Origin of the sequence: Psychrobacter sp. NPDC078929, assembly GCF_050267985.1 — a bacterium.
Taxonomy (GTDB): domain Bacteria; phylum Pseudomonadota; class Gammaproteobacteria; order Pseudomonadales; family Moraxellaceae; genus Psychrobacter.
In genome coordinates, this window is sequence record NZ_JBNNFX010000028.1 from 11,848 (window position 1) to 26,383 (window position 14,536).

The window sequence follows — 14,536 nt, forward strand, 5'->3', positions numbered from 1 at the left end:
TTATATACTTATATACTTATATACTTATATACTTATATACTTATATACTTATATACTTATATACTTATATACTTATATACTTATATACTTATATACTTATATACTCAATGCATGCTACAGGGATCTGTATTTATGAAGGTAATCGCGGTATTAAATCAAAAAGGTGGCAGCGGCAAGACTACCATCGCAACGCATCTGGCTCGTGGCTTACAGTTAAAAGGCCATAGTGTTCTACTAGTAGATAGCGATCAGCAGGGCAGTGCGCGTGACTGGAGAGCGGTTGATGAAGACAATCCGGTACCAGTGATCGGGCTCGACAGACCAACACTTGATAAAGATTTAAAAAACGTCTCTGAAAAAGATTATGTGGTGATCGATGGATCGCCGCAAGCTACTAGTCTGGCTATTTCTGCTATAAAAGCGGCTGATTTTATATTGATTCCGGTGCAGCCGAGCCCCTATGATATCTGGGCGACCAGCGATTTGGTTGATTTAGTGCAGCAGCGTATTGAGATGATGGATGGCCAACTAAAGGCAGCCTTTGTTGTCTCACGCGCCATTCAAAATACCAATATTGGTAAAGAGGTTGCAACCGCGCTGCTTGATTATAATATTCCGGTATTAGAGACCAGAGTGATGCAGCGAGTTGCTTATCCTAATAGTGCTGCCCTTGGTAAGACAGTATTTGATACCGAATCGCCTAGTAGCAATGCGATACAAGAGATAACCGCATTGGTCAGTGAGATTCAAATATTTTTTGGTGAGGAGTAAGCCATGAGTTTATCAGCAGGTCGTCCTAGTAAGAACGTTAAGGATCAATTGGCTTTATCGGATGTGACGGACAGTCCCAAAAAGACGGTACGCGTGAATTTTAATTTAGATGAAGATAAACACATTGCGCTCAAGCGGTACGCGCTTGAAAGCCGAAAAACGGTGACTGAGTTGTTGACTGAAATGATTGAGGAAAAATTGGTTGAGCGATAGGTATAAAAAATTCGTTTTTCTATACCTATAAAAAGGATATGTATAAAAAACTCAAAAAATTACATATATCGTCGAACGCTGTGCACCTTACTAGTATCATCAGATGCTTGTTTTCTTAAGCCAGACGCAGAAGCAAGCTGTAAAGAAAATGCCCATGGCAAAACAAGCACTGTTTCCTATATCAGCACCATATAATAGAACCAAAAACGGTTAGCAGTGCTAAGGTATATTGTCCTTAATCAAAGCGTACTCAATAACGATTTAAGTTACACAAAACATAAGGGGCTTCTAGCCCCATCATTATTCCTATAGGATTTTTTATCATGACAAGTACCCAACAACGTGCGGAACTGCATCGACAAATTTGGCAAATTGCAAACGAGGTTCGTGGTTCAGTCGATGGGTGGGATTTTAAACAGTATGTGTTAGGGACTTTGTTCTACCGCTTTATCAGTGAGAACTTCTCTAGTTATATTGAAGCGGGGGATGAGAGCGTTAATTATGCCGCTCTTTTGGATGAGGTGATTACTGCTGATATTAAAGACGATGCGATTAAGACCAAGGGTTATTTCATATACCCAAGTCAGTTGTTTGCTAACGTGGCGGACAATGCGCATAGAAATGAGAACTTAAATACGGATTTGGCCGCTATTTTTAAAGAGATTGAAAGCTCGGCCAATGGCTACCCGTCTGAGCCTGATATTAAGGGTCTGTTTGCTGATTTTGATACCACCAGTAACCGATTAGGTAATACGGTCGCGGATAAGAACACTCGATTAGCTGCGGTGCTAAAAGGGGTAGCGGGCCTTAAGCTGCATCAGTTTGAGGACAGTGAGATTGATCTATTTGGCGATGCTTATGAGTATCTGATCTCAAACTATGCGGCCAATGCGGGTAAATCAGGCGGTGAGTTCTTCACCCCTCAAAGTGTCTCTAAGCTGATTGCACAAATTGCCATGTACAAGCAGGAAACGGTTAATAAAATCTACGATCCAGCTGCAGGCTCTGGCTCTTTATTGCTGCAAGCTAAAAAGCACTTTGATAATCACATCATTGAAGAGGGATTTTTTGGTCAAGAGATTAACCACACCACCTATAACCTTGCGCGTATGAATATGTTTTTACATAACGTGAACTACGACAAGTTTAATATCAAGCTGGGTAACACACTGCTAGATCCGCATTTTGGGGAGGATAGACCCTTTGATGCGATTGTCTCTAACCCGCCGTATTCAGTGAAGTGGATTGGTAGTGATGATCCGACCTTAATTAATGATGAGCGTTTTGCACCAGCGGGGGTATTGGCTCCTAAATCAAAGGCGGACTTTGCCTTTGTGCTTCATGCATTAAATTACTTATCGAGTAAGGGCCGCGCCGCTATTGTTTGCTTCCCTGGGATATTCTATCGCGGCGGTGCTGAACAAAAGATCCGTCAGTATTTGGTAGATAATAACTATGTAGAGACGGTAATCTCCTTAGCACCCAACTTATTCTTTGGAACCAGTATCTCCGTTAATATCTTGGTGCTATCCAAGCACAAAACAGAGGGTAAGACGCAGTTTATTGATGCCAGTAAGCTGTTTAAGTCAGAGACGAATACTAACGTACTGACTGATGCGCATATCGCGCAGATCATGACGTTGTTTGATACTAAAGAAGATACGGATTATTTATCTGCAAGCGTTGATAACAGCGCTATTGCTAAAAATGACTATAACTTATCGGTAAGTGCTTACGTAGAAGCAGAAGATACGCGTGAGGTTGTTGATATTAAAACTTTAAATAGCGAACTTAAAACGACAGTTGCTAAGATTGATAAGCTGCGTGCTGATATCGATAAAATCGTTGCGGAGATTGAGGCATGAGTCACTTAAGTTATATGGAAAAGCTACTTGATGGGGTTGAGGTTGAATGGGAAGCTTTGGGTGATATTGGCAAGGTAAGTATGTGTAAAAGAGTTTTAAAACATCAAACTTCCAGTAAGGGAGATGTTCCATTTTATAAGATAGGAACTTTTGGAAAAGAGCCTGATGCTTATATTACTAGAGAGCTATTTGAGGAGTACAAGACTAAATACAGTTACCCCCAAGCTGGTGAGGTTTTAATTTCTGCAAGCGGCACAATTGGACGAACAGTAATATTTGATGGACAGGATTCATATTTCCAAGATAGTAATATTGTTTGGATAGAAAATAATGAGAGTGAAATTTTAAATAAATACCTGTACTACTTTTATCAAATAGTGAACTGGAATGTTGCTGAAGGTGGAACTATAAAGCGTCTTTATAACGATAACTTACGTAAAATAAAAGTTCCTATTCCTCCCCTCAACGTCCAAGCCGAAATCGTCCGAATTTTAGACACATTTACAGAACTTACAGCAGAACTTACAGCAGAACTTACAGCACGTCAGCAGCAGTATGCGTACTATCGTGATAAGTTGCTGACGTTTGAAGAGGGAGAGGTTGAGTGGATGCCATTGGGTGATATTGCAGAGAACCTTGATTCGAAGCGCAAGCCTATAACTAGTAGCCTAAGAGAACCAGGCGATATTCCGTATTATGGGGCATCGGGCATTGTAGACTATGTTAAAGATTATATTTTTGATGGTGATTACTTGCTAGTATCTGAAGATGGGGCAAATTTAATAGCAAGAAATACGCCGATAGCCTTCAGTATTAGCGGCAAGAATTGGGTCAATAATCATGCACACGTACTTAAGTTTGAAACATATGCAGAAAGGAAGTACGTTGAATATTATTTAAATAGCATTGATTTAACTCCATATATCTCAGGCGCAGCGCAGCCAAAATTGAATCAAAAGAATTTAAATAGTATCAAGATACCTAACCCTTCCCTGGAAGAAAAAAAGCGTATCGTTTCTATTCTCGATAAATTTGACGCCTTAACGACATCACTCACTGAAGGCCTTCCGCGTGAAATAGAGCTACGTCAGCAGCAATACGAGTATTACCGTGACCTGCTGTTAAGCTTCCCTAAGCCTGAGGTAGTAGCTCATGACTGAACAAATAAAAACGATTGCTGAATCGAATAATTTCATCGTTTTAAATAAATATACCAAGTGCGATCAGCCTGATGGGGGGTATCAGACTGAAGATGATCTAGAGCGTGAACTACTCAAAGACTTACAAAACCAGGGATATGAGTTTGTCCCTGGTTTAAATTCACCTGAAACGATGCTTGCTAACGTACGTGTACAGCTGCAGATCTTAAATGAGGTACAGTTTACAGATGCTGAGTGGCAGCGCTTTGTGATGGAGTATCTTGATAATCCTAGTGATAACATCACGGACAAAGCTCGAAAGATTCATGATGACCATATCTATGACTTCACCTTTGATGATGGACACCTGCAGAACATTGCCCTGCTGGACAAAAAAAACATCCCACGTAACAAAGTACAGGTCATTAAACAGTTTGCTCAAAAAGGCACACAAGCCAATCGCTACGATGTGACTATCTTGGTCAATGGCTTGCCGCTTGTGCAAATTGAGCTTAAAAAACGTGGTATCGCCATTCGCGAAGCATTTAACCAAGTACATCGTTATAGCAAAGAGAGCTTTAACTCCGATAACTCCTTATATAAATACCTACAGCTGTTTGTGATCTCAAATGGCACCGATACCCGTTACTTTGCCAATACCACCAAGCGCAATAAAAACAGCTTTGATTTCACCATGAATTGGGCGAGATCAGACAACACCTTAATCAAAGATTTAAAAGACTTTACCGCGACATTCTTTCAAAAAAACACCCTATTAAACGTGCTGATGCATTACACCGTCTTTGATGTGAGTAATACCTCATTAGTGATGCGTCCGTATCAGATTGCTGCTACTGAGCGCATACTATGGAAGATAAACAGTGCTTATCAAGCCAAGAAGTGGAGCACTCTTGAGAGTGGCGGCTATATTTGGCATACCACAGGCTCAGGTAAGACCTTAACCAGCTTTAAAGCTGCACGCTTAGCAACGTCGCTACCTTTTATTGATAAGGTGTTTTTTGTGGTGGATCGTAAGGATCTTGATTATCAAACCATGAAAGAGTACCAGCGCTTCTCCCCTGATAGCGTTAATGGCTCCGACAGTACCGCAGGACTCAAGCGCAACCTTGAAAAAGACGATAATAAAATTGTTGTCACCACCATTCAAAAGCTAAATAACCTGATCAAAGGTGAGGCTGACTTACCCATTTATCATAAACAAGTGGTGTTTATCTTTGATGAGGCACACCGTAGCCAGTTTGGTGAAGCACAAAAGAACTTAAAGAAGAAATTTAAAAAATACTACCAGTTTGGTTTTACCGGCACCCCTATCTTCCCAGAGAATGCCTTGGGTGCAGAGACGACTGCCAGTGTCTTTGGCCATGAGCTGCATTCATACGTTATCACTGATGCCATTCGTGATGAGAAGGTCTTGAAGTTTAAGGTGGACTACAATGATGTACGCCCGCAGTTTCAAGCCATTGAGAGCGAACAGGATGAGAAGAAACTCACAGCTGCTGAAAACAAGCAGCTGTTATTACACCCCGATCGTATTGAAGAGATCTCAAAGTACGTTTTAAAAAGCTTTAAGCAAAAAACCCATCGCTTAAAAGGAAGCGGCAAAGGCTTTAATGCCATGTTTGCCGTCAGTAGTGTGGACGCAGCAAAGGCTTACTATGAGACCTTGAATCAGCTACAAAAGGACAGTGAGAGGCCCTTAAAGATTGCCACCATCTTTTCCTATGCTACCAATGAAGAACAAGATGCAATCGGTGATATTGCTGACGAAGGCTTTGAGCCTACCGCCATGAATAGCAGTGCCAAAGAGTTTTTAAGCCGTGCTATTCATGATTACAACGAGATGTTTAAGACCAATTACGGCGTAGATAGTAAGTCTTTTCAAAACTACTACCGTGATCTTGCAGGACGCGTCATTAAGCAGGATGTGGACTTACTGATTGTTGTCGGTATGTTCCTGACAGGTTTTGATGCGCCGACCTTAAACACGCTCTATGTTGATAAAAACCTTCGCTATCACGGACTGATGCAAGCGTTCTCACGTACTAACCGCATTTATGATGCCACTAAGACCTTTGGTAACATCGTGACGTTTCGTGACTTAGAGCAAGCGACCATTGATGCCATCACCTTATTTGGGGATAGAAACACTAAGAACGTGGTGTTAGAAAAAAGCTATAGGGAGTATCTGGAAGGCTTTACCGATATTGCGACAGGCAAGGCACGACGTGGCTATTTGGAGGTGATTAAAGAGCTGCAGCAACGCTTCCCTGACCCTGATGAGATCGTCAAAGAGGCGGACAAAAAGGACTTTGCTAAGTTATTTGGCGAGTACTTACGCGTCGAGAACATCTTACAAAACTATGATGAGTTCGCGAGCCTAAAAGCGCTTCAAAGCATAGATATTACTGATAATGAGGCAGTTGAGACATTCAAAGCTGAGCACTATTTGACTGATGAAGATCTTGCTGCCATGCAAAGCATCGATGTACCCGCTGAACGTACAGTACAAGACTATCGATCAACGTACAACGACATACGTGACTGGCTGCGCCGTGAAAAAGCAGCCAAGGATCAAAGCGAGTCTTCGCTTGACTGGGATGAAGTGGTTTTTGAGGTGGATCTTCTTAAGTCTCAAGAGATTAACCTTGATTACATCCTTGAGCTGATTTTTGAGCATAACAAGAATACCAAGGACAAGTCCGCCTTAGTTGAAGAAGTACGTCGTGTAATTAGAGCAAGCCTTGGTAATCGCGCTAAAGAAAGCCTGGTGGTAGATTTCATCAATAAAACCAACCTAGATAACATCCCTGATAAATCCAGCATTATTGATGCCTTCTTCAACTTTGCTCAAATAGAGCAGCAGCGTGAAGCGCAAGATATGATTGCTGCTGAAAATCTTAATGAAGAGGCCGCTAAGCGTTATATAACGGCGTCTTTAAAGCGTGAGTATGCCAGTGAGAATGGTACGGAGCTAAATGAGGTCTTACCTAAGCTAAGCCCTCTTAATCCGCAATACTTAACTAAAAAACAAAGTGTTTTTCAGAAAATGGCGGCTTTTGTTGAGAAGTTTAAAGGTGTTGGTGGGAAAGTGTGATCGATTAGGCTGAGTGCTCTAGATGCTGCGTAACGAAAACACCCAAGTTAAACTGTATGGGTTTGACGGCAGGGGCCACAGTACCCCTAGTAGTTCATTACACTCGTACACATTCAGATTAAGAACTCCACCTTTTAGCTTCTAAGTCTTGCAAAATAATGACGTTATTTCTTAGTAGTATGATTTTTTTCTTGTCAATCAGCGATGATTTGATGGCAATCTTTGATGTTGTGAGAGTCATTTGCAGTGACTGAATTTAGTCGCTTCTCGTTGGGTATTTGTCCTGAACTGGCACGATCCTTGCAACTTATTAGTTGCATCGCAAAAGCCTAATTTTCATCATTTAATTTAAACTATCGGAGTAATTGAGTATGACACGCGAAGAATTAACAGAAGCGATCATTTTGGCTAAAAAAGAGAAAGCTCTAAGCTGGGAAGATATTGCTGCTTATTTAGAAATGGGAGTTGTTTGGGTGACGTCAGCTTGTTTTGGTAATAATAGTATGCCTGAGGCACCTGCTAGTAAATTATGCTCGTTGCTAGAGCTTACAGACCAAGCAAAGACTACTTTGATGGAATATCCAACAAAAAGTTGGGGACGTGATGTTCCTCAAGACCCACTTGTCTATAGACTGTATGAGGCAGTTGGTATCTATGGCACTAGCATCAAAGAGGTGGTTCAAGAAAAGTTTGGGGACGGTATTATGAGTGCAATTGACTTCTCTATTGATATTGATAAAGAAGAAAATCCTAATGGGGATAGAGTTGTTATTGTACTCAATGGTAAATTTTTACCTTATAAAACGTGGTAATTCGATCTAATATACGATTGAGCTACCAATAGTCATTTAAAATCAGGCTAAGCACTACTACTAATAAGGCAGTGCTTACGCTTTGCCAGAATCTCACTGGGTCGCGATCGATCCATGCGGTATTATGATCAGGTTTAAAATCTGAGCTTGGTCTATTAAGCTCATAAATAAATTCAGAAACTTCTTTATAGCGACGTTTTGGATCAATATCTAATGCTTTATTTATAGCATAAACGGACCACTCTGGTATACGTATGCCCAGTTCTAACAATGGTCTAATTTTGAGTTGATTTTGCGCCTTTTTGCTATAGGCATTAGATACCTTCAGGCCATACGGCAATTGACCACTTAGAATCTGATAAGTTAAAATACCCAGCGAAAAGACATCACTTCCTGCCGTACCTACATCACCTAATAAATACTCTGGTGCCGTATACTGTAAACTACCTGGTATTGTATTGTTAGCATTAACCTTATCTAAACCTGCGATGCTAACCTCGCCAAAATCAATAATTGTGACCGTCCCTTTGTCATCTATCAAGATATTTTCTGGTCTTAGATCACGATGAATCACCTCGGCGCGGTGCATGACTTGTAATCCAGTTGCAATTTGCTGAATGATAGATCGTACTTGATTAAGGCTCGGTTTTGGATGCTCCTCCATCCATTGAGCTAAGCTTTGAGCTTCAACATAGTGGCTTAGAGTATATAGTTTTGAACGTGGCGTTTTTAGCTTAGGCGCTGTCATCAAATGAGCATTATTTAGACGCCTTGCCACCCACTCCTCCATAAGCATACTTTCAATGTGAGTGTCATCTTGACTTTTTTCAGCAGAAGGCGTTTTTAGGACGTATAAACTTTCATTTTGATCTATGACTAAGTATGTGTGGCTACGCGGCGTTTTACTGAGTGGTCTAACAACATGCAGTCCATCAATTACAGCTCCCTTTTCTAACGAGATTATGGGCGTAAGATCTTTGGTATACCTATAAAACTCACTTCTATCTTCTGCTGGTAGATCATTAATTTTTATCACTAAAGCACTGGCATCATCTACAGAGCCTTTTGTAGTAGCCAATTCACAAAGGATTTGAGCACAGGTAGCACTTGGTAATTTTTCTAATGTCTGAATGATATCATCGTTGTTTAGATATTCATGAACACCGTCACTTAGTAAAAGGTAGGTTGCGTCCAACTGGGCTTCAACGTTTAGATAATCCAGACGGATATGATCATCTAAGCCTAGTGCTGCACTTAGATAAGTACGTTCATCATCATAAACTTGACGATGATCTTGAGTGAGAATATTGATAATACCCTTGTGTAGCATAACGACACGGACATCACCTGAGTGAAATATGTGAATGGTGCGCGATTTGATAATAAGGGTAGCAAATGCACACACATAGCCTTTATTTTGATTAAAGCTGTGCCCGCCTTGTCGACTTTGTGCAACCAGCCATGAATTTATTGACAGTAATACTTTAAACCCCGATGTCTTTACAGACCAAGTCTCTGGTGTATCTAAATAATCATTTAAAAAACTACTCACTGCTATTTGACTGGCTTCTGCACCAAATTGACTAGTACTTATACCATCAGCAACGGCAAATACAGCGCCCTTAGATTGCAACAGACTATCATCAGGCACATAGGCGATAAGAGCGTCTTGATTTACCAGCTTTCCTATTCCTGCTTGTGAATGCTGACTAATACTCACCGAAATTTTTTTCTGTGTCATTGTGATGTCCAGAAGCTAAGATTGATCCCTCAATAATAGACCTCGCCTAAGCGAGGTCTATTAATAGCACAACTCATTTATTATCATTGAACCAATTTGCGGCTTGGACGAGTTCGTACATGAGTAAAGTACAGTGGCAAACCTACAAAAAACAGACCACCTACTAGGTTACCTAGTACTGTAGGTAATTCATTCCAAATCAAATAATCTGCGATTGTAAAATCACCACCCATAATCATTGAGAATGGGAATAGAAACATATTGACGATAGAGTGCTCAAAACCCATATAAAAGAAGAGCATGATTGGCATGTACATGGCAAACATCTTACCAGATGCTGAAGTTGAAATCATAGCGCCTACTACGCCCATCGAAACCATCCAATTACATAACATACCGCGAACAAAAATAGTAAACCAGCCCGAAGTTCCGTGAGACTGATAACCTAGTGTACGAGCCTCTCCAATAGTGCCTACTTTGGCCGCTATAGTGCCACCGTCTGTCTCATAGCCAAAGGTTAAGATAAAAGAGGCTAGAAAAGCCACGGTTATGGCTCCGCCTAAATTGCCTAAAAACACAAGCCCCCAATTGCGTAATAACTGCTTCATGTCGCAGCCTGGACGCTTATCTAGTAATGCTAAAGGCACAAGTGTAAATACACCTGTCAGCAAATCAAACTTCATCAGATATAGCATAATAAACCCGACCGGAAACAATAATGCCCCTACCAGCGGATTACCTGTATTCACTGTTACTGTAATCGCAAAGAAAGCCGCCAGTGCTAATATTGCACCTGCCATAAAGGCGCGGATTAAGGTATCACTGGTTGACATACTCATCTTAGACTCACCAGAATCTACCATTTTCGTCGTGAATTCGCTTGGATCAATGTAAGCCATCTAACACCTCAATTGTTGATTCATAAATAACAATATAGTTAAAGCAATAGGTGTGCCAATTGTTACGAGACAATCCTAATGTTATTGTCATTACCTGGTTTCGTAACTAACTATTTTGTCTTACAATTCTCTAACTATGGTGTCTTGGCATTTTATGACCTAGGACCTTCTAAAGGATAACTTTGTTATACCTTGTCTTATTATATTCTCTCAAACAGTATTCTCTATTTAAGAAGCTCCTAGTTGGTGCATTGCTATAGTGGCGCTCCTCAGCGGTGCTCCTCAGCGGTGCTCCTCATACGATAAGCTCTTAATTGGTGCACCACGATAGTAGTTACTAAACAAGCTCAGATACTACATAAGTATTGACCCCTACGGCCAAAAAACATTAACTACTACGATATTTGAGTAGAATACACTTTATCTTTTATAACAATATTTATCAAAGCGATGACAGCGAGTGCAAAACTCAGCATCACGATATCAATACTACCCATCGCAGAGATAAACCATCCGCTAAGTGCTGATCCGATCAGGATTTTTAAGTTAGCAAATGACATATATAAACTGTTAGCAAAAACCTGGGGCTCACCGGCATCATTATATTGGCTGGCGCTTTCTTTCCAGCTTTAGCTCCACATTTGCCAGCAACAACCCCGACAATATCAACATCATCGCCAGCATCTTCAACCACGTCACTCCTTCCCCTGTGAGCAGCACGGAAGTCACCATACCGAATATTGTGATCCCTGCTGTCAATCCCGTACACTTAAACTTGGGAGATTTTAATCAGACAACTGGCGGAAGTTTTTTAGGGTATACCCCAAGGAAACCAGTTATTTTACCCTTCAAACATATTAACAGACTACTCAAAATAGACTGTTAATATGGAACCATCTATAACAGACTTTAGAGTTATAGGACTGGTTGCTGTGCTTTTTTCCTATCATTAGCCTATACCTTAACAGTAAAACCCCCAAACGATAACCTAGCTATCATTAGACTTGTTTCTATTATTAAATGATAGTAATATCTTGATATTATCAATGAACATTATTTATTGAGTCTAAATAATAGAGGTAGTGTTATGAGCGTTCGTATTTATGTGAGAGCAAGCACTAAGGATCAAGACGCTAAGAGAGCCTTATCTGACTTGATTAGCTTTAGCAAAAGCTACGATGATAGCTATGCTGAATATATTGAGCATTTCAGTGGTACGAAGCTCGATAGACCCGCACTCACTCTGTTACTCAATGACGCTGAAGAAGGAGATATTCTACTGGTTGAAAGTGTGGATAGATTAAGCAGGCTATCTCAAGATGATTTTGCAATCTTAAAGCAGCGCATTAAAGACAAGGGCTTACGATTGGTGGTAGCTGATCTACCAACCACGCATACGGTCAGTGAAGGTATGACCGGGGATATTCTCAGGGTGATCAACGATATGTTAATCGACTTATTAGCCACAATGGCAAAGCTTGATAACGACAAGCGTAGAGAGCGTATCAAGCAGGGATTGGCTAACAGTGGCTATAAGCCCACTGGTAAAAAGCCTAATACAACGAAACATAATCGTATTATAGAATTAAACAGTCAAAACAATATGACAAAAGAGGAAGTAGCTAAGGCAGTTGGTGTTGGGGTAGCTACCGTTTATCGCGTATTAAAAAAGTAGTTAGTCATCAGTAGCAGCTTAGGTATAGCTTTTTTATTCAACACTAAGTATTGAAATTAAGTATTTAAAATGTTTTAAGTAAAGACATGTAAAAACGATTCAGTTGACAAGAGTTCAAGCTATTTTTGACAATATTTTGAGTATTTTGAGTATTTTGAGTATTTTGAGTATTTTGAGTATTTTGAGTATTTTGAGTATTTTGAGTATTTTGAGTATTTTGAGTATTTGAGTATTTGAGTATTTGAGTATTTGAGTATTTGAGTATTTGAGTATTTATGATCATATTTAGTGAGAATGGCCATAATCTAAAGCGGGCTGTATAGACTCTTTTTCAGCACGCTTATCGTCTTACTTTTCGGTGAAAGCCTTCAGATATGGTTTAGTAAACACAATCACCTAAAGTAGTCTGTCAAAAGTAGTTCCATCATATCAGTCTATTTTAAGTGGTCTATTAGTTGATAAGTGAACCTAATTAGGTAGTACCTTTGAGGCATACCCTACGATAACAGGAAATCCATCGCGGATGACAAAACCTGTTTAGCTTTTAAACAAGACGGGTTTGTCGATAGTATGTAAGATAAGTTGGAAAAGTAACTAGAGTGTAAGACTATTCATACTGGGTCTGAATCAAAGTTTTATTGTGATTAATTTCTGCTCAATATTATTCATTTGTCGCCATGATGAGTGATGGCGGCTTGTAATTTAGTTAGGAAAAATAATCTTGAGTAATAATATACGTTTGTATCATTTGTATCATTTGTATCATTTGTATCATTTGTATCATTTGTAGCAGAGCTTGTTCTAGGCTTCTTTACTTACACTTTTCTGTAAGTTATTTTTTAGTAAATGATCGAATATAAATGGGCCAAAAGGTAAGAGTGAGCCGAGTACGCCCGCAGGTATTGCCCAAAGAGGCATTTTCATTTTGATAGCTGAGCCTATAAGTATTATGATATAGGTAATAAACAAAATACCGTGTGCCATACCGATGTATTTCACACCTTCTGGAATATCCAGCATATATTTTAGTGGCATGGCGATGAAGAGCAATAATAAGAAAGAGGTGCCTTCTAGGTAGCCTATAAGGGTAAGACTTTTTAACGCGGTCTCTTGTTTTTTTCTAAGGCTGTGAATTTTTTCAATAGTTGGCTGAGCCTGTGACACTATATTTTCCTTTTGTTATTATCAATAAAGAATTTATGGATTATTCAATGTCTCTATAATAATGGCTCTACGCAGAGCTTTTAAGTATTGGGTTTTAAGACCTAAAATGAGTGAGTACCTATACCAGTCATACATTACCTTCCAGTTCACATTTTATAAACATACTCAAGTATAAAAAGTATTTTTCCGTATAGAGTGACTACGACGCTAGTTCATTTTGTTTGTGATAATCGGCATCAATGTGCTTATTTATTACGCTTACTTTCTAAAAATATCATGTCAATTATAATCAATGCGACACCGACACAGACACCTATATCTGCAACATTGAAAATAGGATAATTCCAGACATCAGCATAATGCACATGGATAAAGTCAACCACTTTACCAATTCTTAAACGATCGATTAAGTTGCCAATCGCACCACCGAGCATTAAGGCTAACCCCATGGACAATAGCTTGGCTGCACGTGGCGCTTTGATTAAATAAACCGTTAAAAAGATAGCCATTACAAAAGCTAAGCCTGAGAAAAACCATTTCTGCCAACCGCCAGCGTCGGCTAAAAAGCTAAATGCTGCCCCATAGTTATAAGCGAGTGTCCAGTTGAGAAATGGTTCAATGACCGGTACGGGGTCATTGAACGCTAATTTGGTTTGGGCCAACCACTTAGTCCATTGATCAAGTATTAATACCATTATCGCCAACAAATACCAGATAAAAGCGCGACTGCCATTGGCAACCATTTTTGGCATTTTATTCAACTTACCTTTAGGTGTTATCGAGTTGCCTGAGGTTACGTACATAGCTTTAGGCGTATGATTCATGGTTTTAGAGTCAATTGATTGATGAGTACTACTCACAGCTATAGGTACTTTATTGTCAGCAATATTAGTACTAGCCGATTCAACGCTATTCAATTTAGTACTATCTAATCTGTCGGTAGATTCAGTCATAGTTGTTTTCTTTATCTGTGTTTATACAATGAACAATGTTAAACGTATATGTTTTTAGTATACGACTATTAGGGGCTGTATAGAATTGAGGAACCATTGAAAAAAATAAGCAACGCCTTACTCTAATGTTTACCACAACAAAGAAATAAGGCATCACTTATGACTCGCACCAAGCTCAACGATGAACAT

Annotated in this window: 12 protein-coding genes; 7 read left to right on the forward strand and 5 right to left on the reverse strand. The window is 39.8% G+C overall.

Annotated features, from left to right (window positions below; translation table 11 throughout):
* The first annotated feature begins 132 nt into the window (after nucleotides 1-132).
* The 6 genes from parA (at nucleotide 133) to cynS (ending at nucleotide 7,915) form a co-directional block, all read left to right on the forward strand.
* Entirely contained in the window at nucleotides 133-771 is a 639-nt protein-coding gene (parA, locus tag ACQKCG_RS12720) for a ParA family partition ATPase (RefSeq protein WP_101204381.1), read from the forward strand.
* Between the two features lie 3 nt (nucleotides 772-774).
* Nucleotides 775-984 (forward strand): plasmid partition protein ParG, encoded by a 210-nt coding sequence (locus ACQKCG_RS12725; RefSeq protein WP_025652656.1) that lies wholly within the window; start codon nucleotides 775-777, stop codon nucleotides 982-984.
* 323 nt (nucleotides 985-1,307) lie between these two features.
* On the forward strand, nucleotides 1,308-2,849 hold the full coding sequence (locus ACQKCG_RS12730; protein ID WP_101204380.1) for a type I restriction-modification system subunit M: 1,542 nt from the start codon (nucleotides 1,308-1,310) through the stop codon (nucleotides 2,847-2,849).
* Nucleotides 2,846-4,009 carry a restriction endonuclease subunit S gene (locus tag ACQKCG_RS12735; protein WP_101204379.1) on the forward strand — a complete coding sequence of 388 codons (1,164 nt, stop codon included), beginning with the start codon at nucleotides 2,846-2,848 and terminating at the stop codon, nucleotides 4,007-4,009. The genes ACQKCG_RS12730 and ACQKCG_RS12735 overlap by 4 nt, the downstream gene beginning before the upstream one ends.
* Entirely contained in the window at nucleotides 4,002-7,103 is a 3,102-nt protein-coding gene (locus tag ACQKCG_RS12740) for an HsdR family type I site-specific deoxyribonuclease (protein ID WP_101204378.1), read from the forward strand. Before ACQKCG_RS12735 ends, ACQKCG_RS12740 begins: the two co-directional genes overlap by 8 nt.
* Nucleotides 7,104-7,474: 371 nt before the next feature.
* Nucleotides 7,475-7,915 (forward strand): cyanase, encoded by a 441-nt coding sequence (gene cynS / locus ACQKCG_RS12745; RefSeq protein ID WP_101204377.1) that lies wholly within the window; start codon nucleotides 7,475-7,477, stop codon nucleotides 7,913-7,915.
* Nucleotides 7,916-7,937: 22 nt separating this feature from the next.
* On the opposite strand, the gene ACQKCG_RS12750 is transcribed toward cynS, so the two are convergent.
* The 3 genes from ACQKCG_RS12750 to ACQKCG_RS12760 form a co-directional block, all read right to left on the reverse strand.
* Nucleotides 7,938-9,656, reverse strand: a complete 1,719-nt coding sequence (locus ACQKCG_RS12750) for a bifunctional protein-serine/threonine kinase/phosphatase (RefSeq protein ID WP_101204376.1) — start codon at nucleotides 9,654-9,656, stop codon at nucleotides 7,938-7,940.
* Between the two features lie 83 nt (nucleotides 9,657-9,739).
* Nucleotides 9,740-10,555, reverse strand: a complete 816-nt coding sequence (locus ACQKCG_RS12755; protein ID WP_101204375.1) for a formate/nitrite transporter family protein — start codon at nucleotides 10,553-10,555, stop codon at nucleotides 9,740-9,742.
* Nucleotides 10,556-11,096: 541 nt separating this feature from the next.
* Nucleotides 11,097-11,249: a hypothetical protein gene (locus ACQKCG_RS12760; protein ID WP_166739250.1), complete on the reverse strand. Its 153-nt coding sequence runs from the start codon at nucleotides 11,247-11,249 to the stop codon at nucleotides 11,097-11,099.
* 393 nt (nucleotides 11,250-11,642) lie between these two features.
* Between ACQKCG_RS12760 and ACQKCG_RS12765 the strand changes: the two genes are divergently transcribed.
* Entirely contained in the window at nucleotides 11,643-12,230 is a 588-nt protein-coding gene (locus ACQKCG_RS12765; protein WP_101204374.1) for a recombinase family protein, read from the forward strand.
* Nucleotides 12,231-13,031: 801 nt separating this feature from the next.
* Here ACQKCG_RS12765 and ACQKCG_RS12770 read toward each other — a convergent pair.
* Nucleotides 13,032-13,394 (reverse strand): DUF3817 domain-containing protein, encoded by a 363-nt coding sequence (locus ACQKCG_RS12770; protein ID WP_087813587.1) that lies wholly within the window; start codon nucleotides 13,392-13,394, stop codon nucleotides 13,032-13,034.
* 245 nt (nucleotides 13,395-13,639) lie between these two features.
* Nucleotides 13,640-14,347, reverse strand: coding sequence for a signal peptidase II (lspA, locus tag ACQKCG_RS12775; protein WP_045448075.1), 708 nt, complete (start codon nucleotides 14,345-14,347; stop codon nucleotides 13,640-13,642).
* Between the last annotated feature and the right edge of the window lie 189 nt (nucleotides 14,348-14,536).